Origin of the sequence: [Clostridium] aerotolerans DSM 5434, from assembly GCF_000687555.1 — a bacterium.
Classification (GTDB): Bacteria; Bacillota; Clostridia; order Lachnospirales; family Lachnospiraceae; genus Lacrimispora; species Lacrimispora aerotolerans.
Genome location: NZ_JHWJ01000001.1, coordinates 128740 through 151544, shown reverse-complemented (window position 1 = coordinate 151544; position 22805 = coordinate 128740). Strand labels below are relative to the sequence as shown.

The window sequence follows — 22805 nt, the reverse complement described above, 5'->3', positions numbered from 1 at the left end:
ATCAGATTTCAGAGAAATTGTCCAATTCTCTTTTGCTATGAAAACAACGACCAGCCGGAATGCTTTTACTTCCCCTCTAACTCATTTTTGCAGCTTAATATGGAATACTCCACCATATCACTCACCGCTTCATCGGTATAAAAAGCAGTGTGGGGAGTGATGATTACATTGGGCATAGATTGTAAAATAGACAGCTGGCGACTTGATAATACTTTATATTTCAAATCTTTATAAAAAATTTTCCTTTCATTTTCTAAAACATCCAAAGCGGCTGCGCCGATTTTTCCCGATTCAAGTCCTGCAATCAGGGACGGAGTATCAATAAGCGTGCCGCGGGCGGCATTAATGAGAACAACACCGTCCTTCATCCTCTCAATTTCCTTTTGTCCTATCAGGTGTTCCGTCTCTGATGACGCAGGTGCATGAAGGGAAATAACGTCACTTTCCTGCAGGAGTTCGTCAAAAGAAACATAGGAAACCAAGGTTGAAAGCTCCTCTTTCGGATGTAATGTATGCACCAGAATTTTACACCCAAATCCATGGAGCCGCTTAATTACAGCCTCTCCAATTCTTCCTGCTCCTATGATACCAACGGTACAGGTACGAAGTTCCCGTCCCCGTACATTGTTGAGTGAGAAATCCTGCCCCAGCCCTCGGATCATAATCGTCTTTACTTTGCGAAGCGCCATCAGAATGAGCATTACCGTATATTCAGCCACACTGGCTGGCGTATAATTGACTGAGGAGACAGGGATCTCCAAGGTTTTCGCAGCCTCTATGTCAATATGATCAAATCCTACCGTACGGGTGGATACACAGCGAATCCCATTTGCTTTCCATTTCTCCAGTATCTCTTTGGTAATGGCTGAGGTAACAACACTAACTGCGTCGCATCCTTCTGTATTTCCCGCATTCTCAAACGTAGGACTGTAAGGAAGTGTATGCAGCTCCACCCCATATTTCTCAGCAAATTTTTGAAAAAACATGGATTCGTCCGTTCGTACGTTATATGCCAGTAATTTCATGAATTTTCACTCCTTCTCTCTATATAATCATTAAATTCTGTTAAAAACTGCATTAAAGCACATGTTAGCATTCTTAAAGACTTACTTCATATAAGCCCCTTTCATGGGAGAAACTGCATGTTCAGAAAAAAGCTTTAAAACTCCTGACGTATATTTGGACTCTTTGGGCTTCCAGTTCTTTTTTCTTTGTTCTAAAATCAGGGCAATCTCTTCCTGTGATTTTTTAATTCCCTTTATTCCTACAATATTTAGCTGCCGTTCAAAAATATTGATATAAATTAAATCCCCTTCTTCCACAAGTGCAATAGGACCTCCCTGTGCAGCTTCCGGGGATACATGACCAATAGACGGACCTGTAGATGCACCACTGAATCTTCCATCCGTTATTAAAGCAATACTTCGCCCCAGTTCCTGATCAGATGATATGGCTTCTGAAGTATAAAACATTTCCGGCATTCCGCTGCCCTTTGGACCCTCGTATCGAATAATCACAGCATCTCCTGATTGTATTTCATGTTTAAGCACTGCCTGCAGCGCTTCCTCTTCACTGTCAAATGGTCTTGCATTCAGAGTTGCCTCAAACATTTCCTTTGGACATGCTGTGTGCTTAATCACAGCTCCTTCCGGGGCAAGATTTCCTTTCAGCACTGCTATGGCTCCATTTTTGCCAATTGCTTTCTCAAAAGGGTGAATCACATCCTGCCAGGTGATATTATGTTGTCTGGCATATTCTTCGCATCTTTCATAAAACCCATTTTCTTTTAGTTCATCCAAATTCTCTCCAAGAGTTTTCCCTGTCACAGTCATTTCATCTAAATGGAGCATTGACTTTATTTCCTCCATAACTCTTGGGACTCCGCCTGCATAATAGAAATACTGGGCTGGCCATTTTCCAGCGGGACGAACATCCAGGAGATAATGGGCTCCCCGATGTAACCGGTCAAATACTTCCCCATCCAGTTCTATATTAAATTCATGGGCAATGGCAGGCAAATGCAGCAGTGAGTTTGTTGATCCTGAAATTGCCGCGTGTACCATAACCGCATTTTCAAAGGAACGTTTTGTTACAATATCACGAGGCTTTAAACCAAGCTTAATAAGCTCAAGAATCTGCTTTCCTGCCTTCTCCGAAACCGTCAGAAGATCCTCACAGGTTGCCGGCATAAGGGACGTTCCCGGCAACATCAGCCCGAGTACTTCTCCCATGATCTGCATGGTTGAAGCTGTTCCCATAAAGGAGCAGGCTCCGCAGGATGGGCAGGCATTTTGTTTATAATAGGTGAGCGTTTCATATGTAATTTCTCCACGCTGGTACATGGCTGAATATTTTCCAATTTGTTCCAGAGTCAAAAGGTCTGGTCCTGCATCCATAACTCCGCCAGTCAGCAGAATGGAGGGCATATTTACCCTTCCAATTCCCATCAAGTGAGCCGGCACCCCTTTGTCACAGCTGGCGATAAATATTCCACCATCAAACGGTGTGGCACCAGCGTGTATTTCTATCATATTGCAAATCATATCGCGATGAACAAGAGAATAATTAATTCCATCATGTCCCTGGGCCATACCATCACATATATCCGTAGTAAAATATCTGGCGGCCTTTCCTCCTGCCTCACCTACACCAAAAACAGCCTTATCCACCAATCCGTTTAAATGAGCACTTCCCGGATGGCTGTCTCCAAAAGTACTTTCAACCATAATCTGCGGTTTATCCAAATCTTCAACACTCCACCCCATTCCCATTCTTAGCGGATCCTGTTCTGGTGCAATCTTTCTGATATCCTGACTAACCATTGATTCTTTCCTCCTAATATATTGATATGGTTCAATTTAAGCTCAATGACTTGCCCTTTTTGACCGCCTTTTCTGTGCAATATGTTCTCTTTTCATTGTTATTTGATGATAATAATATAACAATCACACAACTTCTGTCAAATGTCAAGAACATGGTTTCCGGTTACTAGATTAAAAAATTAAGGCCACAGGCAAAAATGCCTGCGGCCATTCCTTTACTGTTCATTAATCAGCTGAAGTACATATTTTCTTTTTTGGTGAAACTTCTCCGTATACCGGGCATCATCGGAATTTTCCTCAATGAAATCTCTGGTAAATTGTGCTGGGAAATCAGCAATGACTTTTCCTGGCCGCCTGGACATAACAAGAATTCTGGTTCCTAAAAGCAGGGCTTCATCCACATCATGAGTGATAAAAAAGATGGTCTTTCCTGAATTCCACCATATTTTACGGATCAATGCCTGCATCTGTTCTCTTGTGAGAGCGTCAAGAGCGCCAAAGGGTTCATCCATCAGCAAAATATCCGGATTGTTGATGAGAGCGCTGGCAATGGCTGCCCGCTGTCTCATTCCTCCTGATAATTCATACACCTTTTTATCCGCAAATTCCGTAAGGCCTACCTGATCCAGATAGATTTTTACATCCTCTTCTATCTTTTTTTTTGAAACCTTTTTCACCATTGGTCCAAAGGCAATATTTTTCCGGACGGAATACCATTCATAGAGAGGCGGATGCTGAAAGACAACTCCCCGTTGGGAATCGATGCCCTTAATCTCCTTCTGGTTCAGCCTTACCGTCCCTTCCGTGGGAGAGATAAAACCGGCCAGAATATTTAACAGCGTACTTTTTCCGCAGCCGCTTGGTCCCATGACACATACGAATTCCCCCTGATAGATGTTCAAATTGAGATCAGAGATCGCAGGACTTTGGCCGCTGCTCTTATCATAGGATAATGACACATGATCAATGGAAATCAGTTCATTGGCGGTCTCGTAAAAACTCTTTCCTTCTTCCTCTGCCATTATTGTCCCGCTCCTCCTGTATTAAGCTTTAAAGCCTGTTCTGCAAAAGATGGATCTACCGCATTGGCGATGCTCTTTTCATCAGGAGCCTGGTTTATGTTGCCCTGAGAGTGATGAAACTCCGCAATGGTTTTTAAGGTATCAAACAGCTTTCCTTTCTTATCCGCCGTTCCCAGATAACTCTCAGACAGCTGCTCTTCTCCGGATACCCATATGTTATCATTGATCTGGCCTCTGGCGCTTTCCTCTGAAATTCCTTCCCAGTCAGCCACATCCTTCACAGCCTGATCCGGATTTTCCTTTACCAAATCATGAACATTCATGAGAGCCTTCACATAACGGGTTACAAGGGTAGGATATTTCTCGGAAAATCCAACTTCCGCAACAGCAATTTCAGGAATGAGAACTCCCTGTTTGGCCAGTTCCCCGTCATTGGTCAAAATCGTACCATTCTTTAAGCATTCATCAAGGGCCGGGCTCCATATGTATGCCGCGTCGATATCTCCCCTGGTCCAGGCCGCTACTATGTCCTGGCCTCCCATATCGAGAAGTTTCACGTCACCGGCTTTTAAGCCTCCCAGTTCAAGGGCATTTAAAAGAGCGTAATGAGCGGTCGTTCCAAATGGGGCCGCAATGGTTTTTCCCTTTAAATCTGCCACACTGGCTGCATTTAAGTCCTTTTTTACTGCCAAAGCTTCAATATTCCCACCCTGTACATAAGGAACATATACTGCTTTATATTTGATTCCGTTGGCGATCCCCAGCGCTACGGGTGAAGAACCAAAGGAAGCCACGTCCACCTGCCCGGATACCACTCCATTGTTAATATCTGTACCTGCTGAATAAGTAACTGCATTTACCTTAACCCCGATATCACTTAGAAAATCCTCTTTCAGTAAAATGGCGGATTCCGGTCCCCCTTCTATAATTCCGACGTTAATCTGATCCGGATATATCTCTCCGGTGATGGGATCTTTATTTGCAGCTTCGGATACATTCCCTGCCGTGGAAGACTCACTGCTTAAACTGGTATTCTTTGAACCGCAGCCGAACAACTGGATGGAAAGAATGGATGCAAGACCTAAAAGTGCTATTTTCTTTGTACGTTTCATATTACTACCTCCCGATTATGATTAATATTTACCTTTCCAGAATACGATCCTGGTTTCCAGATAGAGAAGAATTCTGTCTAGCAGTATCCCTGTAATACCCATGATTATGATCCCCACAAAGATGACATCGCTGCGAAGATACTTACTTGCATCTAAAACCATCCAGCCAATACCGGATACCGCCGCTACCATTTCCGCCGCCACGGAAGTGGCATAAGCCACACTCATGGCATTTCTTAAACCCACGAATATGTCAGGAAGAGACGCAGGAAGTATTACATGGAGGAATATCTGCCCTTTGCTGGCCCCCAGGGTCCTGGCCCGGTTAATATAATCCTGCTTTACCCTTGTGACTCCTGCCACACAGGACACAAAAACGGGAGCTAAGGCACCAAGGAACAATAAAAGTATTTTGGAGCCGTCTCCTATCCCCATCCACAAAATGATGATGGTATAATAGCCCAAAGGAGGAAGCGGCCTTATAAATGCAATGATGGGTTCAAAAACCGCACGTACCCTTTCTGAATATCCGCTTAACAGCCCCAGGGTCGTTCCTGTAATAACGGCGAAAAAGTAAGCGATAAAAAGCCTTCTTAAACTGGCTCCCATATGGGCCCATAAGGAATGCCCCTTATAGCCGTCCTGAAGTAGATTTATAAAACAGCTTCCAATTGCAGCAGGCGAGGGAATAATAATACTTGAAATCCGGTTATTCCAGGTCGCCGCGATCCAGACTGTTAGAATGACAACTCCGGTAAAAACGCTGATGACGTGTTTTTCATTTAGCCTTTTGATTGTTCTCTCTCCTTTCCAGTGGTGCTTACTTCGGCCCCCATTCCCCGGACCGTGTCCTTGACCGCTTTTAATACGATCCTGTCTAGCTTTTTCATCTTGTACTTTGTACTCTCCACATATCCCACCTCAAATGACAGATTTTTATCGGAAACCGCCAGTCTCCTTATAAGACCGTTTTGAACATAAAAATCATTTTCCGACATACGGCGAGGAAAAAAAGCCACATATTGATTATAGGTAATCATGCTCTTAATCGAATCCAGATTATCGGTGCGGAAAACCACCTTTGGAAGTTTACCCGAGCCAATCATATTGGTAAGACCACCGTTATATCGTTTAAATTCATCCCGGTAAGCGATATAAGGCTCCTCCAGCAGCTCCCCATAGGTAATGCTTTCCTTTTCCCAATAAGGAGAACTTTTCCCTACATAAAGCACATATTCATCCTTAAAAAGAGGCGTGTATTTAAGATCCGTGCTCCGCTTTAGTTCACCGTAATGAATCAGGATACCAAATTTAGCGATTCCGGAAGAAACATCATGAGCAACCTGACTGCTTTCTCCTGTGGTTACGGAAAAAAGAATATCTGTCATATCTTCCTTCAGACTCCGCACCGTAGCCGGAATAATCCAGTCGCAGATGCAGGGAATGCTGGCAATGCTGATTTCTCCGGCCTTATGCTGCTCTTTTGCCATTTCTGTGATATCGTCAATCGCCTTTAAAATGTCCTCCGCCTTTTGAAGTACCAGTTCTCCCGTTATCGTAGGAGATACACCGGCATTGCTTCTCCTTAAAAGCTCCGTTCCAAGCTCCTTCTCCAGATTGATAATGGAAGAGCTTACCGAGGATTGAGACATAAAATTCTTTTCTGCCGCCGCAGAAACCGAATTATATTTTACAGCTTCCTTAAACAAATACAATTGTTCAATTTTCAAATTCCTTCTCCCCACTCTCCTTACCAGCTTTTTATTAAGTACCGTTACAAATCTCAGATTATATGCGATAAATTATCAACATAATAAACCGATAAACCTACATTGTCAACATGTTTATATGTATTATTAATTCTCTCAAAACGAAAAAACCTGTTTTCCCCTTGATACAACGGGATTATCATAATTTTCGATACCCCATATATTATTTTCATATTATTCAAGTATGTTTGATGGTTTATAATATAATTATTTATCTGTAAGGAGGTAAACATGAACCGAGAAGCAAGAACAAAGAAACTGATCGTATTGGGAATCGACGGGATGGACCCTGTTACTACAAGAAGAATGGTGAAAGAAGGCAAATTGCCAAATATTAAAAAATACCTCTTAAACGGCTCTGCCAGACAGGGACTTGAGATGCTGGGTGCTCACCCCACAATTACGCCCCCCTGCTGGACCACCCTTGCAACTGGTGCATATCCTGGAACACATGGCATCACCTGCTACTGGCGCCAGTCACCGGATAATCTGGACGCGGTGGTCTATAACATGGATTCCAGAAACTGCAAAGCACAGCAGCTTTGGAACGTAACCACGGAAGAGGGATTAAAAACCCTGGTATGGCATTGGCCCGGTTCCTCCTGGCCGCCAACCTCTCAAAGTCCCCTGCTCCATGTGGTAGATGGTACACAGCCTGGCTCCGTAAATATGGGAGTCGCTCAGATGGACTGGGAAAAGATCGTTTACGCCTCATCAAGCACCAGATCCTTACGCTTTGTGCCTCATACACAAAAAGCGGCAGGCGTAGGCTGCAATATTACGGATTTACACCAGGTCATATCCGAAGAAAATGCGGACGATGATGAAATGATGGAGCTATGGTGGGGAGATGCAGCAAGAAGCGGCGGAGAAATCAGAACCTATGTAAAGGATCTTGAGGATACGGAGATGATGATTGGCGCCAAGGTCGCTTATGACATGATCTTCTCTCCCATTAAGCCCGCCGCAGACTGGGCTGCCGCTTCCGAAGATGGACTGGAATTCACAATTCTTATCTCAGGCGGCAAGGAAGAACGCTATGGACTGATCACCAAAAATGAATCAGGAATTTATGATCAGGTCTCTTTATACCATTCCAAAAGCGAGAAAGAACCGTTTGTCACCATTCCAAAGGGAGAAATGATTTCCGGTGTCATAGACAACGCCACGAAAAAAGGAAATACCAGACCAAGCTGCAGATCCTATAAGATACTGGAACTGAGTCCCGATGGCTCCAATCTGCGCCTCTGGATCAGCAATGCCCTTGACACCACAAACACGATGCTCTGGCATCCTGTTTCACTCTATGATGAACTAATGAAAGGCGTGGGAAACATTCCTCCGGTAAGTCTGATCGGGGGAGAGGATTCGGAGTTAGTAGACCAGATTTTCGAACCTTCCTGGGATATTTACAGCCAGTGGCAGGCCGACAGCCTGGAATACTTAATTGACAATGAAAAATATGATGTGGTGTTCAGCCACCTCCACAACATTGACTGTGCCGGACACCAGATCTGGCATCTGGCAAAGACTCTGGAGCCCTGGAATCATACCGATGAAAAGATCTACCAGGAGCTCATTGAACGGTTCTATATACAGACGGATCACTATCTGGGACGATTCCTCCACTATCTGGATGAAGGCTTTACCATTTTTATCGTTTCCGACCACGGACTTCTGGTGGGCGAAAATGTACCGCCGATTCTCGGAGAATACGGAGGCTTAAATACAAAAGTTATGGAGGAACTGGGATATACAGTCCTTAAAAAAGATGCGCAGGGCAATTCCATGGATGAAATCGATTGGGAGAAGACCCGGGCCGTGCAGATCCGAAGCAACTATATCTACATAAATCTAAAGGGCAGGGACAAACATGGAATCGTGGAGCCGGAAGAACAATACCAGCTGGAAGAACAAATCATATCAGACTTATATGGATACAGAGATCCATACACCAAAAAGCGTGTCGTGGGAGTTGCTTTAAGAAATAAAGATGCGGTTCTGTTTGGCACCAACGGACCGGAGTGCGGCGATATCTTCTTTACCATTGAAGAAGGATTCAACCGACTACACGGAGATGGCCTCACCACCGCAGACGGATATTTCAACACCTCAGTTTCTCCGGTATTTATTGCAGCCGGGGAAGGAATCAAGGAAGGCTATACTACAGACCGGATTATCCGTCAGGTGGATGTGACACCTACCATCGCAGTACTACTTGGAACTAAAATTCCTTCCCAGTGTGAAGGTGCACCCATTTACCAGATATTATCAGAGGGATTTTAACTGAGTCTGAATGATCGGCAACAAAAAAGAGGTGGTGCTTCTGACATGGAATCGTGATTGATTTCCTGCCAGAAGCACTGCCTCCTTACTTTATAATATAATGATCCAAAATATTCTCTAGCTGTGGCTGATTCTCTTCCATCCAGCTATTATAATCTTTCTTTGTCTTTGAAATATCAGACGCAAGCTCATATAAAAACTCAGGCAAGCTCTCTCTTAGAATATCTCCGCAATAATCAGCAAGCTTTGCATTTCCTAAACCAAGTCTTCCTCCTAAATGCAGTTCAAAGGCATCCTTTACTTCTCCCTGTACGTTTAACTTCTTACCACAGAAACCGATTTCACCGATTTCATGGGCACTACAGGAATTGGAACAACCCGAAATATGGATTTGAGGTAATACATCCTCAGTAAAATTCTTCTCTTTGAAATAAGTGATTACTTCTTTTAATGTTTCCTGACTTTCAAGCAGACCAATCTGGCAGGTTGGAACACCAATACAGGCAACGGACCTCTCCAGCCGGCTATCTCCACCTATGTGCTTGGTAAGTTCCAGGATTTTCTCTGCTTCCTGTCCGTCTAGATTTCTTACATAGAAGCCCTCGCTCATGGCAAGTCTGATCTCTGCTTCTGGAATCTCCCTTACCTGATCGATGATAAGCTTTAAATCACTTAGAGATAACTGTCCTCCAGCTGGATGAACATAAACACTATATAATCCATCTTGTTTTTGCTCATATAAGCGGCTGCTGTTAACTTCTGTCTTTGAACCCACTTTGTTATATTCCTTCTCATTGACAGAAAGCGTCAGCACCTGGCTTTCTTTTACTTTTTCAAGATGTTCTTTGTAACATTTCATAAATTCTTCAGCTCCCATACGATCAACGATATATCTCATACGGGCTTTGCTTTTATTCTGGTAATCCCCTTCACTTATAAATATCTGTGTAGCCGCTTCTACATGATATAACACATCTTTAAGCTCAATCAGTTCGGGGAACTCTAATCCAAGCTTAGAATTTCTTCCAAGTCCTCCTGCTACATAAACCTTAAAATATTTCTTACCGTTTTCCTCTACCGCAAGAAATCCAAGATCAACTGCCCCTGCATGAGACGCATCTTCTGCATTATTGGAGAATGCAACTTTTAATTTTCTTGGAAGCTTATATGTATAAATCTTTTGCAAGAAATAATCTCCCACCGCCAATGCATAGGATGTAACATCAAACACCTCATCTTTTTCCACACCTGATAAGGGAGAAAGTGCAATGTTTCTTGGGAAGTTACCCCCGGAACCTCTTGTATATACTCCACGCTTGATTCCCGCCTCCATCACTTCGCAAACCTCATCTATATCAATCCCATGAAGCTGGATTGCCTGGCGTGTTGTAAGATGAATCGTTTCCGCGCCATATTTTGCAGCATATTCGTAAATAAATTGAAGCGCTTCTAACCGAGCAACGCCGGATGGAATTCTAAATCGAATCATTAATTCCTTGCCGTTTCTATGAGCATATACCCCCATACCACCGGATGCTCCCTTAAAATCCATCTTACTTACTTCGCCAGTCAAAAATTTATGTCCCAGCTCCCGAAACCCATCAATTTCACCCAATAATATCTCGTCTAATGATTTCACCATCCGCCACTCCTTATGCTTATTGCATCATATTCTTGGATATAGTATACTGTGTTTAAACCAATAAGTATAATATTTATTTTTTATTATACCTATTAATATTTCTAATGCCTTATTTATTATATAAGAGAAAATACGAGGTATTCCTTTTGATCGAAGAATTGAAAACATTCATAGCTGTAGTCGATAAGAAAAGCTTTACAAAAGCCGCTGTTGCAATTAACATATCCCAACCAAGTGTAAGCCTTCATATCTCTAACTTGGAGCATTACTTTCATACCAGGCTGATCGAACGTTCCAATAAGCAAAGGAACATATTTATTACAGCTCAGGGAGATTTACTATACAAACGTGCGAAACAGATTTTATCTGTACTGGATGAAACAAAAGAAGAGCTTTTACAATCGGACCAATCTCCCTGTGGGACGTTAAGAATCGGCGCCAGTATGACCATTGGAGAATTTCTACTCCCTTCTATATTAAGTGAATTCATGAAAACATATCCAAATATTAAATTGGATATGACAATTGAAAATACAGAGCATATCTATGAGAAATTTAAAAATCGTGATATTGATATTGCTTTAATCGAAGGTACTGTGCCGGTAGAGAATTATATCTATCATAATTTTTATAAGGATTCCATGGTCATTGTGGCTCCGATTTCATTTCAATACGAGAAAGGAGCCGAGCTTAAAACCTTCTTATCAAATCAGACCTGGATCCACCGGGAAAAAGGCTCTGGTACCGGCGAAAATTTAAACATATTTTTAAACAGCTATGGAATATCTCCTAAAAATTTAATTACGTTAGGAAGCAACTATGCCATTAAAGAAGCTGTTAAAAATCATATGGGGATTAGTTTTATATCTTCTTTAGTGGTGGAGGAATCAGTGAAGCATAAAGAAGTTAAGATCATACCGTTAAAAAATCAATATTATAGATATTTTTCCTATCTCATTCATGAAAACAATTTACCAAAAGCAGTGGAGTTGTTTCTTGAACGGCTGCATAAAAATGAAGGAAGTTAATCTACTTCAAGCCTGTATTCATAGACAGGTTTTAAGAAGATTTTCTCAACACTGGCAACCATTTTATTCACTTCTTCTTTTCTTCCTGCCATTGTAGATTCTACATTGATGTTGCTTCCTTCCTTTAAAGGAGTGATTAGAAGAGTGATTCTTTCACCTGTCAGACGTTTTTCAAACAATCTTAGTCCCGTTTCCCACTGCTGCCCGTTGCAGAAATTATCCGCTATCATGTCTCCATCAATGAAGAGGTGAGCAATGTCTCCTCTATACTGGATTGCCAGAATCAGCTCTTTGATTCCCTCCATGTAATGATCCGGTACTTTTATGGTATAACGGGCTGGTCCAATCTGCCTGACCTCCACTGGTAACTCCTTTTTCTTTCTGCCAAGAAGAACTCCTTTGAATATTCCCATATCCAGAAAAGCCTTAACCTGACCCTTATCCTTATCCTTATCCTTATCCTGATTCCATTCCAATTTCACTTCCGGCCAAAAATAAATGGGTTCTTTTTCTCTTTCTGATTCAATACGCAGTGTTTTCCCTTCCTGGAGAAGCGTTCCTGCTGTCAAAACTGCAAATTGACTTTCACCTAACTTTATTTTATAAAAATTCAAGCTCTCTTTCGCGGTCAGAGTTACAACTCTGATTTTAGATTTAATTCCTTTTACAATAAATACATCCATCTCATTCTGCTTTGGATATATTTCTATAGTTTTATCCTTTCCTTCCTGCCTATGCTCTCCCTCCACTCCCTTTACTGTTTCTGCATCAAAAACATAGCGGGGCGTTAACCCTTCGGGTGAAAAGAAGAAATAAGTGGTATCGTCTTCCGCTCTCACGATGGTCAGTGGTTGTACCGTTGCATATTTTAATTGGATTCCCATCATATCCAATCCAATTGGAAGAATTGCATTTTCACCAGCAGCCAGAGATATATTTGAAATCCTTATCTCTTCTTCCTTTATTTGAACGGAGATGGTACAGTCTTTTTTCTCCTTTAATGGAACATGATCCTGATAATTATTAAGAAAGACAAAACCGGTTGTTCCATCATACCGGACTGCAAAACGGAGGGTTTCCACATCCGCCGGATCAATGTTCTCCCCTTGACTTGAAAGAAAGGTCTTCATGTGGCATAGTTTTTTTCCCCATTCCCTAACAAATAAATGGATGCGCTTTAGTCTGTCATAAGAAGGCCGCTTCTGGCCGTATTCACCTATTGGTGCCTGATAATCGTAAGACAGCTTAGGTACCTGGCTCTCATTTAAAAATGGAGTCTTCTGGCCCTTGGGGTTCGTACCTCCCTTGAACATATAGTAACCCAGGAGGTTACAGCCAGAAGCCAGCTTTACATTAGCCATGGCATCCACACTTTCAAATGGCAGGACAAAACGGTAATTATAACTACACATCATCCCCCCTCCCATCTCGCAACAGGCGTAGGGCATGGATTCCGGCTGGTAAAAGGGCTCAAAGTTATATGTTTTTGGAACTTCATTATTATGAAAATCCCGATAGATATATTCTGGCGTCACAGGGTGCTCCCCTTTGTGGGAATAAAAAATCCAGGGCCAGAACGCATACCCTCCCCAAAGTGGAAGCATTTCTTTCGTAGGAGTCGCCGCACCTCCCCACCCCGTACAGGTATAGAATGGGACGTCGATTCCAGCCTCCTTTACCATTTCCTTTATCTTTAACATGTAATTATTTCCGTCCGCGCCTGTAGGAATCCATTCCTCAGAAACTCCAGTTGTTATCTCCCATCCCGCTGCAGAATGCTGGTATTCGTTATCAATTTGGGCTGCAATGATGACCCCTCCCTCTTTGTAATATAACCCGTCAAACTGTTTCCCCAATTCCTTAAACAAACGACGCACATAGAATAAATACCTTTCATCAAGGCTTCTAAGTTCACAATCCATACCGTAAAGCCAGTCTGGAAAGCCTCCATTGCGTACCTCTCCATGGTTAAAGGGACCAATCCGTATGATTACAAACATACCATGCTTCTTGCATAATTCAATAAAACGGCGGACATTACGCCTGCCGTCAAATCGGAAATCCCCCTTTTCTTCCTCATGGTGAATCCAGAATACATAAGTGGAGATGATATTGATTCCATTCATTTTCATCTTGATTATCTCATCTTCCCAATATGCGTCTTCGCATCGGCTGAAATGGAACTCTCCGCTGATCCCATAGAAAGGCGTTCCGTTTATTTCCATATAATAGTTTGTGAACGAAATTACATTTCCCTTTGGATCACTGCCACGAAACTTGTCCGATAGTTCAAATATGTTCTTTTCTGTAAAATTTTTTAAAGAGATTTTATAATTGCTCATTTATTCTCCTTTGCCTTGGACATATTCCACCAACTAACTATGTTCTGTTATTCTTATGAGTATGAGGATAGGGCCGTGGAACCAATGATGTTTTAATTCTGTAGATATTTGGCTGTGAACTTATCTAAGAACACAAATAAATTATGATTCATTGCTGTATAATCATTTTGCCTTAATTCATCTGCCTGCTGTACAAACTTCCTGTTTTTATCCCTTTGCAGTTCTATTTCTGAATGTTCAATTAAGAGTTCCACCAGTTCATGAGTAAATTCCATATGACACTGAAATCCATAGATAAACGTATCATATTGTACAATCTGTCTGGGACATCCTTCACTGTAAGCAACCACCTGGCAATTCTTAGTTAGTCCGGGCATATCATTATGCCAATGGCCTGCCATACTGACATCATGGAAATGAGAAAAGAATTCATTTTCCCTTCCCGCTTCTGTTAAAGTGATTGGAAAACAACCAATTTCTTTCTCAGGGCTTTTCTCACATTTCGCCTCATATGCTTCACCAATAAGCTGGGACCCTAAGCATACCCCTATGACTGCTTTATCCGAATGAATACACTTCCTGATTAAGGCTATTTCTGCGGCAGCATCAAAATAAGGACACAGCTCAACCGTTGTACCTGGTGATTGGGGACCGCCCATTACAATTAATAAGTCGATGTTCTCCATGGAAAGCGGAAGCTGTTCTCCTTTATATACTCTGGAATAACCAATGCTGTGTCCTCTCATCTTTGCCCATGATAAAAATGCTCCCGGTCCTTCGAACACTTCATGAATAATAAAATGTATATGCACTCTAATAACCCCTTTCATTTTTATTGTATCATAACACGTTAGGATTGATTTTTATATTTATTTTAATAGAATTTTATCTCCTTTTAGCATGACTGTATTCTTTTGCATAATATCACTTTGCGCGTAAATAATAACCATAATAATGGTAAAGATAATAATAAACTATCGATGCAAAGGAGCAAATTATATGAATCGTGATAAACTCATTTCCCAAGTAAAAGATGAATATGCACGTATCGCCTCTTCGGAATCCCAACAGCATTTTGATCAGACCACAACCGAGGTTACCCCAGAAGCTTATTATGAAAAGCTGTTAAGTAAAGTTATCAATGAAATCAGCAACGGAACCTTTGATAATTTCAAATCCGGCGAAGAAGTAGTAAATGCGGTCGCAAATGACAAGACATGGCTTTCCAGTTGGAAATAAATATGTAATTACAAATAAAACCGCAGTCCTTTCTAATGGGATTGCGGCTTTATCGTGATAGCGTTATATCCAGTTAGAATCCATCAGTTACATACAATTTCCTTAATTATCAAGTCATTGCCCTCCAGGATCTCCATATCGTTACTGCCACAGTCAGGGCAATTTAAATCACTGTAAACGGCATTGTATACCCTGCCGCAGTCTTTGCATTTAACAATACCTGGGATAACGATTAGCTCCAGCTTCGTTCCTTCCATAAAAGTCTTATAGGACGCAGCGGGCCAGCTTTGCTCTAAGTATCTGGGCACGATACCGGAAAGCTCGCCAACTTCGATGACAAGCTTATGGACCTCTGTTACATTCTGCTCCTTTACGATACGCTCGATGGTATGAACCATAGAGTTTAATACACCAAGCTCATGCATTGTTACCTCTCCTATTCTCGTTAGCTTTTTCTGCCAACGCTTTCTTTCAAGGTGGTAGCTGCAATCTTTCCGGTACGTACAATTGCGTTGGTGGCTATCTTCATAGGAAGCTTTTCATAGGTATTTGGAACGGTGTCATAGATTCGCTCCAGATGAATGGCATCAAATTTACATTTGGTCGTACACATACCGCAGCCAATACACATATAATTATCGATTTCTACTGCACCACAGCCAAGGCAGCGTTCTGTCTCCTTTTTTAACTGTTCCTCTGTAAATGTCATACGTTCATCATAAAAGCTGCCCTTTTTCTCAGGAGAATGGCCCGGTCTCTGACGAGGAGTCATATCAAAATCTTGTAGACCAATGGCAACGTTGCTCTTATTAAATGCATGATATTCACGACGGTCCCGACCAAATACAAGGGACTGGCCTGGCTGTACATAACGGTGTATGGAAATTGCACCTTCTTTACCGGCTGCAATGGCATGAATGGCAAACTTGGGCCCGGTAAAACAGTCACCTCCCACAAACACATCTGGTTCCGATGTCTGAAGCGTCAAAGGATCGGCTATGGCAGTACCATTCCCTTTTAGCTCAACTTTGCTTTCTGAGAGTAATCCGCCCCACTGAATGGATTGACCTATGGAAAGAAGTACGGTGTCCGCTTCTACCATGATGGTATCATTTTCTTCGTACTCTGGCACAAACCGCTGGTCTTTATCAAATACACGGATGCAACGTTTAAATTCCACACCGGTCACCTTTCCATCTTCCGTCAGGATTCGTTTCGGTCCCCAGCCGTTGTGAAAGAAAACGTTATCTTCTTCGGCCTCTGCAATCTCATCCGGTAATGCTGGCATCTCACTTAAATCTTCCAGGCAGTAAAGATGAACAGAAGCGGCCCCCTGTCTTGTTCCGGTACGGGCTACGTCAATTGCTACATTCCCCCCGCCAATCACTATTACATTACCAGAAAGCTCAACCTTTTTTCCAAGATTCACGTCCCGAAGGAAATCAACACCGGAGATTACGCCCTTCGCTTCTTCCCCTTCAATCGAAAGACTTCTGCCACCTTGTGCTCCGACTGCCAGATAAAAGACCTCATAACCTTCTTTCCGAAGCTGGTCCAGAGTGATATCTTTTCCTACTTCAATTCCAGTTTTAAAGGTAACTCCCATGTCCCGCAGTACGTTGATTTCAGCATTGATCACTTCCTTTTCCAGACGGAAGGAGGGAATCCCAAGAGTCAGCATACCACCAAGCTTTTCTTCCTTTTCAAATACGGTTACCTGATATCCATCAATTGCTAGATAATAGGCGCAGGAAAGGCCGGAAGGTCCTGAACCAACCACCGCAATCTTATTACCAAGGTTATAACGCATGGGCGGAATATAGCGGATAGAACCATCTAATTCTTTATCCGCAATAAACTTTTTGATTTCGTCAATGGAAACCGGCTCATCAATATCTCCCCTGGTACATTCGCTTTCACAACCGTGAGGACAAATTCGTCCGCAGACAGCAGGAAACGGATTTTCTTTCTTTATCAGTTCTAATGCTTCGTGGTAGCGTCCGGAAGCAGCCAGCTTTATGTAGCCTTGAACGGAAATATGAGCCGGACATGCCGTTTTACAAGGGGAGGTGCCTTCTTCTGTAACATCTTTCCGATTTTCCCGGTAATCCACGTTCCAGTTGCTTTCATTCCAAATATGGTCACGGGCGGTAGGTTCTGCCTTTACGATAACAGGTGTTTTGGAACAGAGCTTCTGACCCAGTTTTAATGCATTAACTGGACAATTTTCCACACACTGACCACAGGCAACACAGTTTTCTTTGTCAACCTTTGCGGTGAAGTTAGAACGGATGGCATCTGGAGTGTTAAAAAGAGTTGCAAGACGCAAGGAGAAGCAGGAACAACCACAGCAATTGCAGATTGCAGCGGATTCACCAAGTCCGTCGGTATGAGGCATTTCATGCATCAGGCCGTTGTTTTCTGCAAATTGAATAATTTCTTTTGCTTCTTCCCGTGAAATCTGGCGGCCTCTTCCTGTTTTTATATAATACTCGGCTCCTTCTCCCATCTGGATACAGATGTCCTTTTCCAAATGTCCGCAGCCTTCATCGATTACCCGGCGCGACTGGCGGCAGGAGCAGTCTGAGACTGTAAATGTATCATATTTGTCCAGATAATAGGAAAGACGTTCCCAGGGCTTTGTACCAGGAATATCCTCGATAGCCTCTTCTACCGGAATCACACGCATCATTGCCATGCCTTGTGGAAATTTTGATGCCATAGGCGCAAGACGGAGTCTGGTATATTCTTCAAATGCCTTGCCGATTTCAGGATGTTCGTTAAGCTGCTCCCGGTTATTTACCATCATCTCTAACATACCAGGGGCAAAAATATTTACAAAAAACCTTTCTTTATGATCTTCTTTATCCCTCCATACCTTGGCGACGCCAGTATAGGCCAGCTGATCTAAGAGAGCCTTAGTCTCCTTCTTACTCTTTCCGGAGCGCTTCGCGACATATTCGAAGGTTCGAGGTTTTCGCAGCCCTATAATCATAGCAATATCAGCCATATCATCTGTGACTACGCAGTCCAGAGAATAGTATTCGGGAGAATTTTCATCAATTTTGTTCATAGCTCCAGCAATACCGCCTACCATCTTTGCAAGCTTTACGATTTTAGGTCTTAATTCACTCATAATTTCCTTTCCCGCGCATGTTTGCGCCTTTGAAGTTTATGATTATCTTTTTAAGATCTTTTTGCTTTTGTTATTCACACCAGGTTTTTACTGCATTGTCTAACCAGTTGGTCCATTCCTCTAAGCCTTCGTTTTTTTGTGCACTGATGGGAATGATCTTCGCATTGGGATTCCGAAGTCTGATATTTGCTTTGCATCTTTCCATGTCAAAATCAAAATATGACACTACATCCATCTTATTAATTAGTATTACATCGCAAATGGAAAACATCAGGGGATATTTAAGGGGCTTATCGTCTCCTTCCGGTACGGAGAGGATCATAACATTCTTTACTGCGCCGGTATCAAATTCCGCTGGACATACCAGGTTGCCCACGTTTTCTAAGATAACAAGGTCAAGACCTTCTGTATCAAGCCCTTCTAATCCCTGACGGGTCATTTCAGCATCCAGATGACACATACCGCCCGTATGAAGCTGAATGGTCTTTACACCAGTTTTTTGAATGGTACAGGCATCCACGTCGGAATCGATGTCCGCTTCCATAACACCAATCGTAAGGCGGTCTTTTAAGGCATTAATCGTACGGGTCAGGGTGGTGGTTTTTCCAGCACCAGGGCTGGACATGAGATTAAGAAGAAAGACCTTTTTATCCTTTAATTCCTTACGAAGCTTTCCGGCTTGTATGCTGTTGTCAGCAAAGACACTTGTTTTTATCTCTAGAATCTTATAATCTTCCATGTTTCACGCTCCTTTCTTTGCATTCTCTTTTTTTCATAAGTGTTTTGGTTCAACCAGCTAAATTATTTAGTTAATTTTTCCATCAATAGTATTATAAAATAAACCTCTCCAACTGGCAATATTGCAAAAAATAATAGTCATTATAGTGCATTTCCTTGTTTGATTTTTGTGAGAATGTATGAAAAAATCGTACTAATTTCTGGTATGACCAATGCCAGAGCGCTCTTACCTGCGTATGCGTTTGTTTTATTGGCTTTTTCAGAAGCAAAAAAAAGCCAGCATATCCATTGAAATTCCGCAGCCCGATTTAAGTTATATCTTAAATCAATGCCTTTGAGAATTTAATTATAGATACGCTGGCTCTTTTCATTAATTACAAGGACTTCTATCTTGTATTTCTAAATTAAACTTACGGTTCCTCTCCCCAGTTTAAGCTGTCAGAGATATATGCTGTAACCTTTGACCAATCCGCATAGCCGCTTCCGGAGCCTGCGAATGAATAGTCATCTGACTGATCATAGGTTGTCCAGTCAGTTTTGGTTATTCTTGTCTGTATTTCTAAGGATTGTCCTGCTGCCAGACTGCCTGCTCCAGATGTAAATCCGATTTCCACATAATGATCTGCATCTGTCTCAGCATTTGACATCTTAACAAAGGATCCGGTTACATTGCTGCTGCCAATGGAGGACCAGTCACACCAGAAGTTCTGGCCGACATCTCCATTCACGGTGTAATAATATCTGAGTTTCACTTCAGAGAGATCAATACTCTCTGTACCAGTATTGACGAGCTTGAATTTCGGGCTCAAGGAATTGCTCTGCTCTGCGGTTGTTATATTAAACATCTGTACCTTAATACTACCCTGTGAAATGGTGGTATCTACTACAGTCAGAGTCAGCACCGGATCGGTTCCTGCGCTTAAATCAAATACTATTTTGTAGGTTCCTTTTTTAAGATTAGCAAGTGATTCTTTTAAGAATGTGATGGTGCTTCCAGAAATTGTATAATCTACATCTTCAACCAGCGTCTGACCTCCAAGCTTAATGCCTTTCAGTGTATGACCAGCTGCATCTAATGTAGTTTCAATATCCGCCTGCTTCTCAATATTCTTATCAAACGTGGCTGTGGTCGGCGTAATGGTTCCGCCAAGAGTCGTATCTGTAATGGTTACGGTAAGTACAGGATCAACACCCTTAGAGAAATCAAAGGTCAGCTTTAACTCACCAACACTCTTATCTGCCAAATAATCTTTTGATAATTTCACTGTGTTGTCAGTTACAGTATAATCGGTACCTTTTGTTAAAACAGTGCTTCCATCTTTAATTCCATTAAAGGTATTCCCATTTAAGGTGAGTTCTACAGATATATCTTTTTGCTTTGTAACATTCTTATCAAAGACTGCTGTGATAGGAGTAATTGCAGAATTATTTACGGGTTCATTGCCATCACCGAAAAGGAGAGAATATACACCATTTGCAATTGCAATATCACATTGTGCCCAGAAACGGTGGTAAGTTAATTCTACAGGTGTATTATTGTTATAAGCAGTGAGAAGCTTCTGATAATCTGGATCAGTTTTGTATTTGGAACGAATGTCAATAAATTTAACTCCAGGTTTAATTACATCGCCATTAGGCATTTTTCCCGTCCAACCGGCTGGGATAAAGATTTCCTGATCAAAGATCCGCTTAAAGTCGGCTCTTTTTTCTGGTACTGCAAGTCCCTTATCATCTCTGTATAATGTCCACATACGGTCTAACAGTTCCTTAGCCAGTACTCTTGATTCGTCATCACCTGATGCTTTGCTGTAGTACAGTAAAGTATTTGCAAGAGAACCAGAGACACCAAGGTCTGCACTGTAACCAGTAACTTTTACATGGAGATTGGGATTTCCGGTATAAGTTCCAGTCCAGGTGTCAGGCTGTCCAGACCAATCAAGACCGCTTGGAACTTCAAAGGTTCCATCACTATTAAGTTTTACCACTGTCTTAATCCAGCCTACCCACTTATCCAGAAGGTCTTTTGCTCTGGCATCTCCTGTCTTATAATACAATTCAGCGACACGCTGCATGGACCATGCCTGGAAACCAAACCAGGTATTGCTTCCTGGATCTGCATAAACAGGGTTGGCCTCATAGCCCATACCGTAGAAGGTAGATGTTCCTGCTGGCCATGCTTCGTAACGGCCATTATAAGAGTTGCTGGCTCCGCCTGCAATTGCACCTTCAGAAGTCTGCAGCCACTGATAGAATTCAAGCTGTCTGTCAAGACTCTTTTCCCAGTCTCTGGCTCCATTCTGGGATTGAGGTTTTAAATTATTATCTTCTGATAAAATCCAGGCTGCCATTGGGTTCTGATAACCAAAGTGATTATGGCTGCAACCGATTTTCCATGACCAGTCAGCGTTTACTCCGCCACCCCATGCATAATACCAGGACATCAGATAATGAGCTGCATCATATCCGGTACCGGCTACAGTAGGAGCACCAATTTTGCGGAAGTATTTATCAAACATAGCGTATCTTAAATAATCACCCATTTTACTGGCTTTCTTGTTATAGGTTCCAAGGTTAACGCCATGGTCTTTCGCCCATTCGTCTGCCCAGTAAGTAGCCTGAATGGCTCTGGCATCTGCATCTGGTGCATCTGTATATTTAAACTGAGCTGCATAGTTACTGTCTCCTGTAAAAAGATCAAGATAACCGTTCTTGCCGCCAAATTTCATTGCGTCCCAGCATGGCTGCGGAACTGTCTCAAATACGGATTCCTCTTTTCCTCTCTGGAATGTATTGATATAGGATGGAGCTGTCACACCATCAGCTCTGCTTCCAAAACCATACCAGTTATCAACATCTAACAGCCAATGCATTCCATACATGGTGCCCTTGCCGTAGGTAGAAACAAGATCACTGTTAATGGGATCGACACCAACTGCTGCACCGGAATTCAATGGTGCAGGATATTTGTCCGGTAATTCAAATTCAGGAGCATAGGTAGCGGGCTTGCTGGCTGAATATTTGCTCATACTGGAATCCGGCTGATCTTTATCCGTTGGAATCATGTATGTTTCTGCTTTATCCCAGGCCGTTTTAAATTCGTTGAAATCACCTGAGAATTTACCATACATAGCCTCCAGCCAAATATAATAGCTGAACGCTTCACTGGTAGTTACATGTCCATAATCGGGAGCTTCCACATTCAAAGTCTCAACAGAATGGTATGGAATCCCCTTAGAGCTGAAATACCCATTTTCCGGATCCACAATATCTTCTCTTAGTTCCAGGAACCTGTTTTGATATTCGTCTGTGCCTTTTGCTTTACTTTCTGCTGCATTACTTTGCATCGCTGGTCCAAAGCCTGTGGTCAACATGCTTGGTAGAACCATAGCTGCAATCAAAAGCTTAGCAATTCGTTTCCTCCTCTCTCTGGTTAAGAAAGCATGAACATGAACCTTACAAGTTGGTTTGTTACCTTTAAATAATTCCTTATGTATCATACTGTAACCTCCTCTTAGTTTTTATCTAACAATTCCTTCATCAGCCGGATCCTTACCTGTGTAACACCCCTCACCTCTCACCCTCCTTTTTTCGTTTTTTACAGGAGAATATCCACCTATCCGAATGAATTGAAAGTTCCAATGAAAACTTCTTACTCCTTTCTTGTCCATA

The 22805-nt window shown here is 42.2% G+C and carries 16 protein-coding genes; 3 read left to right on the top strand and 13 right to left on the bottom strand.

Annotated elements, in window-relative coordinates; translation table 11 throughout:
- Window positions 1-65: 65 nt before the first annotated feature.
- From T546_RS0100705 to T546_RS0100680, 6 genes are all read right to left on the bottom strand, one after another.
- Complete coding sequence (locus T546_RS0100705) at window positions 66-1025, bottom strand: D-isomer specific 2-hydroxyacid dehydrogenase family protein (RefSeq protein ID WP_026889976.1); 960 nt, start codon at window positions 1023-1025, stop codon at window positions 66-68.
- Between the two features lie 81 nt (window positions 1026-1106).
- A complete protein-coding gene (gene ilvD, locus T546_RS0100700) occupies window positions 1107-2822 on the bottom strand; it encodes a dihydroxy-acid dehydratase (RefSeq protein ID WP_026889975.1) in 1716 nt (571 codons plus the stop codon).
- 215 nt (window positions 2823-3037) lie between these two features.
- Window positions 3038-3844 (bottom strand): ABC transporter ATP-binding protein, encoded by an 807-nt coding sequence (locus tag T546_RS0100695; protein WP_051629493.1) that lies wholly within the window; start codon window positions 3842-3844, stop codon window positions 3038-3040.
- Window positions 3844-4956 carry a taurine ABC transporter substrate-binding protein gene (locus tag T546_RS0100690; protein ID WP_026889973.1) on the bottom strand — a complete coding sequence of 371 codons (1113 nt, stop codon included), beginning with the start codon at window positions 4954-4956 and terminating at the stop codon, window positions 3844-3846. Before T546_RS0100690 ends, T546_RS0100695 begins: the two co-directional genes overlap by 1 nt.
- Before the next feature lie 21 nt (window positions 4957-4977).
- Window positions 4978-5565: an ABC transporter permease gene (locus T546_RS0100685; RefSeq protein ID WP_330371838.1), complete on the bottom strand. Its 588-nt coding sequence runs from the start codon at window positions 5563-5565 to the stop codon at window positions 4978-4980.
- A 173-nt stretch (window positions 5566-5738) separates the two neighbouring features.
- Window positions 5739-6686 carry a LysR family transcriptional regulator gene (locus T546_RS0100680; RefSeq protein ID WP_026889971.1) on the bottom strand — a complete coding sequence of 316 codons (948 nt, stop codon included), beginning with the start codon at window positions 6684-6686 and terminating at the stop codon, window positions 5739-5741.
- A 270-nt stretch (window positions 6687-6956) separates the two neighbouring features.
- On the opposite strand from T546_RS0100680, the gene T546_RS0100675 reads away from it, so the two are divergent.
- The gene (locus T546_RS0100675; RefSeq protein ID WP_026889970.1) at window positions 6957-9011 is read left to right on the top strand and encodes an alkaline phosphatase family protein; all 2055 of its coding nucleotides are present in this window, start codon (window positions 6957-6959) and stop codon (window positions 9009-9011) included.
- A gap of 85 nt (window positions 9012-9096) precedes the next feature.
- Here T546_RS0100675 and T546_RS0100670 read toward each other — a convergent pair whose 3' ends face one another.
- Window positions 9097-10653 carry a nitrite/sulfite reductase gene (locus T546_RS0100670; protein ID WP_330371837.1) on the bottom strand — a complete coding sequence of 519 codons (1557 nt, stop codon included), beginning with the start codon at window positions 10651-10653 and terminating at the stop codon, window positions 9097-9099.
- 146 nt (window positions 10654-10799) lie between these two features.
- On the opposite strand from T546_RS0100670, the gene T546_RS0100665 reads away from it, so the two are divergent.
- Window positions 10800-11681 (top strand): LysR substrate-binding domain-containing protein, encoded by an 882-nt coding sequence (locus T546_RS0100665; protein ID WP_026889968.1) that lies wholly within the window; start codon window positions 10800-10802, stop codon window positions 11679-11681.
- Here the strand turns inward: T546_RS0100665 and T546_RS0100660 are convergent.
- The gene (locus T546_RS0100660; protein ID WP_026889967.1) at window positions 11678-14023 is read right to left on the bottom strand and encodes a beta-galactosidase; all 2346 of its coding nucleotides are present in this window, start codon (window positions 14021-14023) and stop codon (window positions 11678-11680) included. The genes T546_RS0100665 and T546_RS0100660 overlap by 4 nt on opposite strands.
- Window positions 14024-14115: 92 nt before the next feature.
- Entirely contained in the window at window positions 14116-14835 is a 720-nt protein-coding gene (locus T546_RS0100655; protein WP_026889966.1) for a glutamine amidotransferase-related protein, read from the bottom strand.
- A 187-nt stretch (window positions 14836-15022) separates the two neighbouring features.
- Between T546_RS0100655 and T546_RS0100650 the strand changes: the two genes are divergently transcribed.
- On the top strand, window positions 15023-15262 hold the full coding sequence (locus tag T546_RS0100650) for a hypothetical protein (protein WP_026889965.1): 240 nt from the start codon (window positions 15023-15025) through the stop codon (window positions 15260-15262).
- Between the two features lie 83 nt (window positions 15263-15345).
- On the opposite strand, the gene T546_RS0100645 is transcribed toward T546_RS0100650, so the two are convergent.
- From T546_RS0100645 to T546_RS26070, 4 genes are all read right to left on the bottom strand, one after another.
- Window positions 15346-15687 (bottom strand): hydrogenase maturation nickel metallochaperone HypA, encoded by a 342-nt coding sequence (locus tag T546_RS0100645; protein ID WP_026889964.1) that lies wholly within the window; start codon window positions 15685-15687, stop codon window positions 15346-15348.
- A 20-nt stretch (window positions 15688-15707) separates the two neighbouring features.
- Complete coding sequence (locus T546_RS0100640) at window positions 15708-18398, bottom strand: FAD-dependent oxidoreductase (RefSeq protein ID WP_026889963.1); 2691 nt, start codon at window positions 18396-18398, stop codon at window positions 15708-15710.
- Window positions 18399-18468: 70 nt separating this feature from the next.
- A complete protein-coding gene (gene hypB, locus T546_RS0100635; protein WP_026889962.1) occupies window positions 18469-19137 on the bottom strand; it encodes a hydrogenase nickel incorporation protein HypB in 669 nt (222 codons plus the stop codon).
- A 409-nt stretch (window positions 19138-19546) separates the two neighbouring features.
- Entirely contained in the window at window positions 19547-22633 is a 3087-nt protein-coding gene (locus T546_RS26070; RefSeq protein ID WP_051629492.1) for a glycoside hydrolase family 48 protein, read from the bottom strand.
- Window positions 22634-22805 lie beyond the last annotated feature (172 nt).

What these genes read in the sequence shown, in the direction of transcription:
- hypB (WP_026889962.1), bottom strand. Translation starts at nt 19,137, where the DNA reads ATGGAAGATTATAAGATTCTAGAGATAAAAACAAGTGTCTTTGCTGAC.
- T546_RS0100640 (WP_026889963.1), bottom strand. Translation starts at nt 18,398, where the DNA reads ATGAGTGAATTAAGACCTAAAATCGTAAAGCTTGCAAAGATGGTAGGC.
- ilvD (WP_026889975.1), bottom strand. Translation starts at nt 2,822, where the DNA reads ATGGTTAGTCAGGATATCAGAAAGATTGCACCAGAACAGGATCCGCTA.
- T546_RS0100690 (WP_026889973.1), bottom strand. Translation starts at nt 4,956, where the DNA reads ATGAAACGTACAAAGAAAATAGCACTTTTAGGTCTTGCATCCATTCTT.
- T546_RS0100695 (WP_051629493.1), bottom strand. Translation starts at nt 3,844, where the DNA reads ATGGCAGAGGAAGAAGGAAAGAGTTTTTACGAGACCGCCAATGAACTG.
- T546_RS26070 (WP_051629492.1), bottom strand. Translation starts at nt 22,633, where the DNA reads ATGATACATAAGGAATTATTTAAAGGTAACAAACCAACTTGTAAGGTT.
- T546_RS0100650 (WP_026889965.1), top strand. Translation starts at nt 15,023, where the DNA reads ATGAATCGTGATAAACTCATTTCCCAAGTAAAAGATGAATATGCACGT.
- T546_RS0100660 (WP_026889967.1), bottom strand. Translation starts at nt 14,023, where the DNA reads ATGAGCAATTATAAAATCTCTTTAAAAAATTTTACAGAAAAGAACATA.
- T546_RS0100645 (WP_026889964.1), bottom strand. Translation starts at nt 15,687, where the DNA reads ATGCATGAGCTTGGTGTATTAAACTCTATGGTTCATACCATCGAGCGT.
- T546_RS0100685 (WP_330371838.1), bottom strand. Translation starts at nt 5,565, where the DNA reads ATGGGAGCCAGTTTAAGAAGGCTTTTTATCGCTTACTTTTTCGCCGTT.
- T546_RS0100705 (WP_026889976.1), bottom strand. Translation starts at nt 1,025, where the DNA reads ATGAAATTACTGGCATATAACGTACGAACGGACGAATCCATGTTTTTT.
- T546_RS0100670 (WP_330371837.1), bottom strand. Translation starts at nt 10,653, where the DNA reads ATGGTGAAATCATTAGACGAGATATTATTGGGTGAAATTGATGGGTTT.
- T546_RS0100675 (WP_026889970.1), top strand. Translation starts at nt 6,957, where the DNA reads ATGAACCGAGAAGCAAGAACAAAGAAACTGATCGTATTGGGAATCGAC.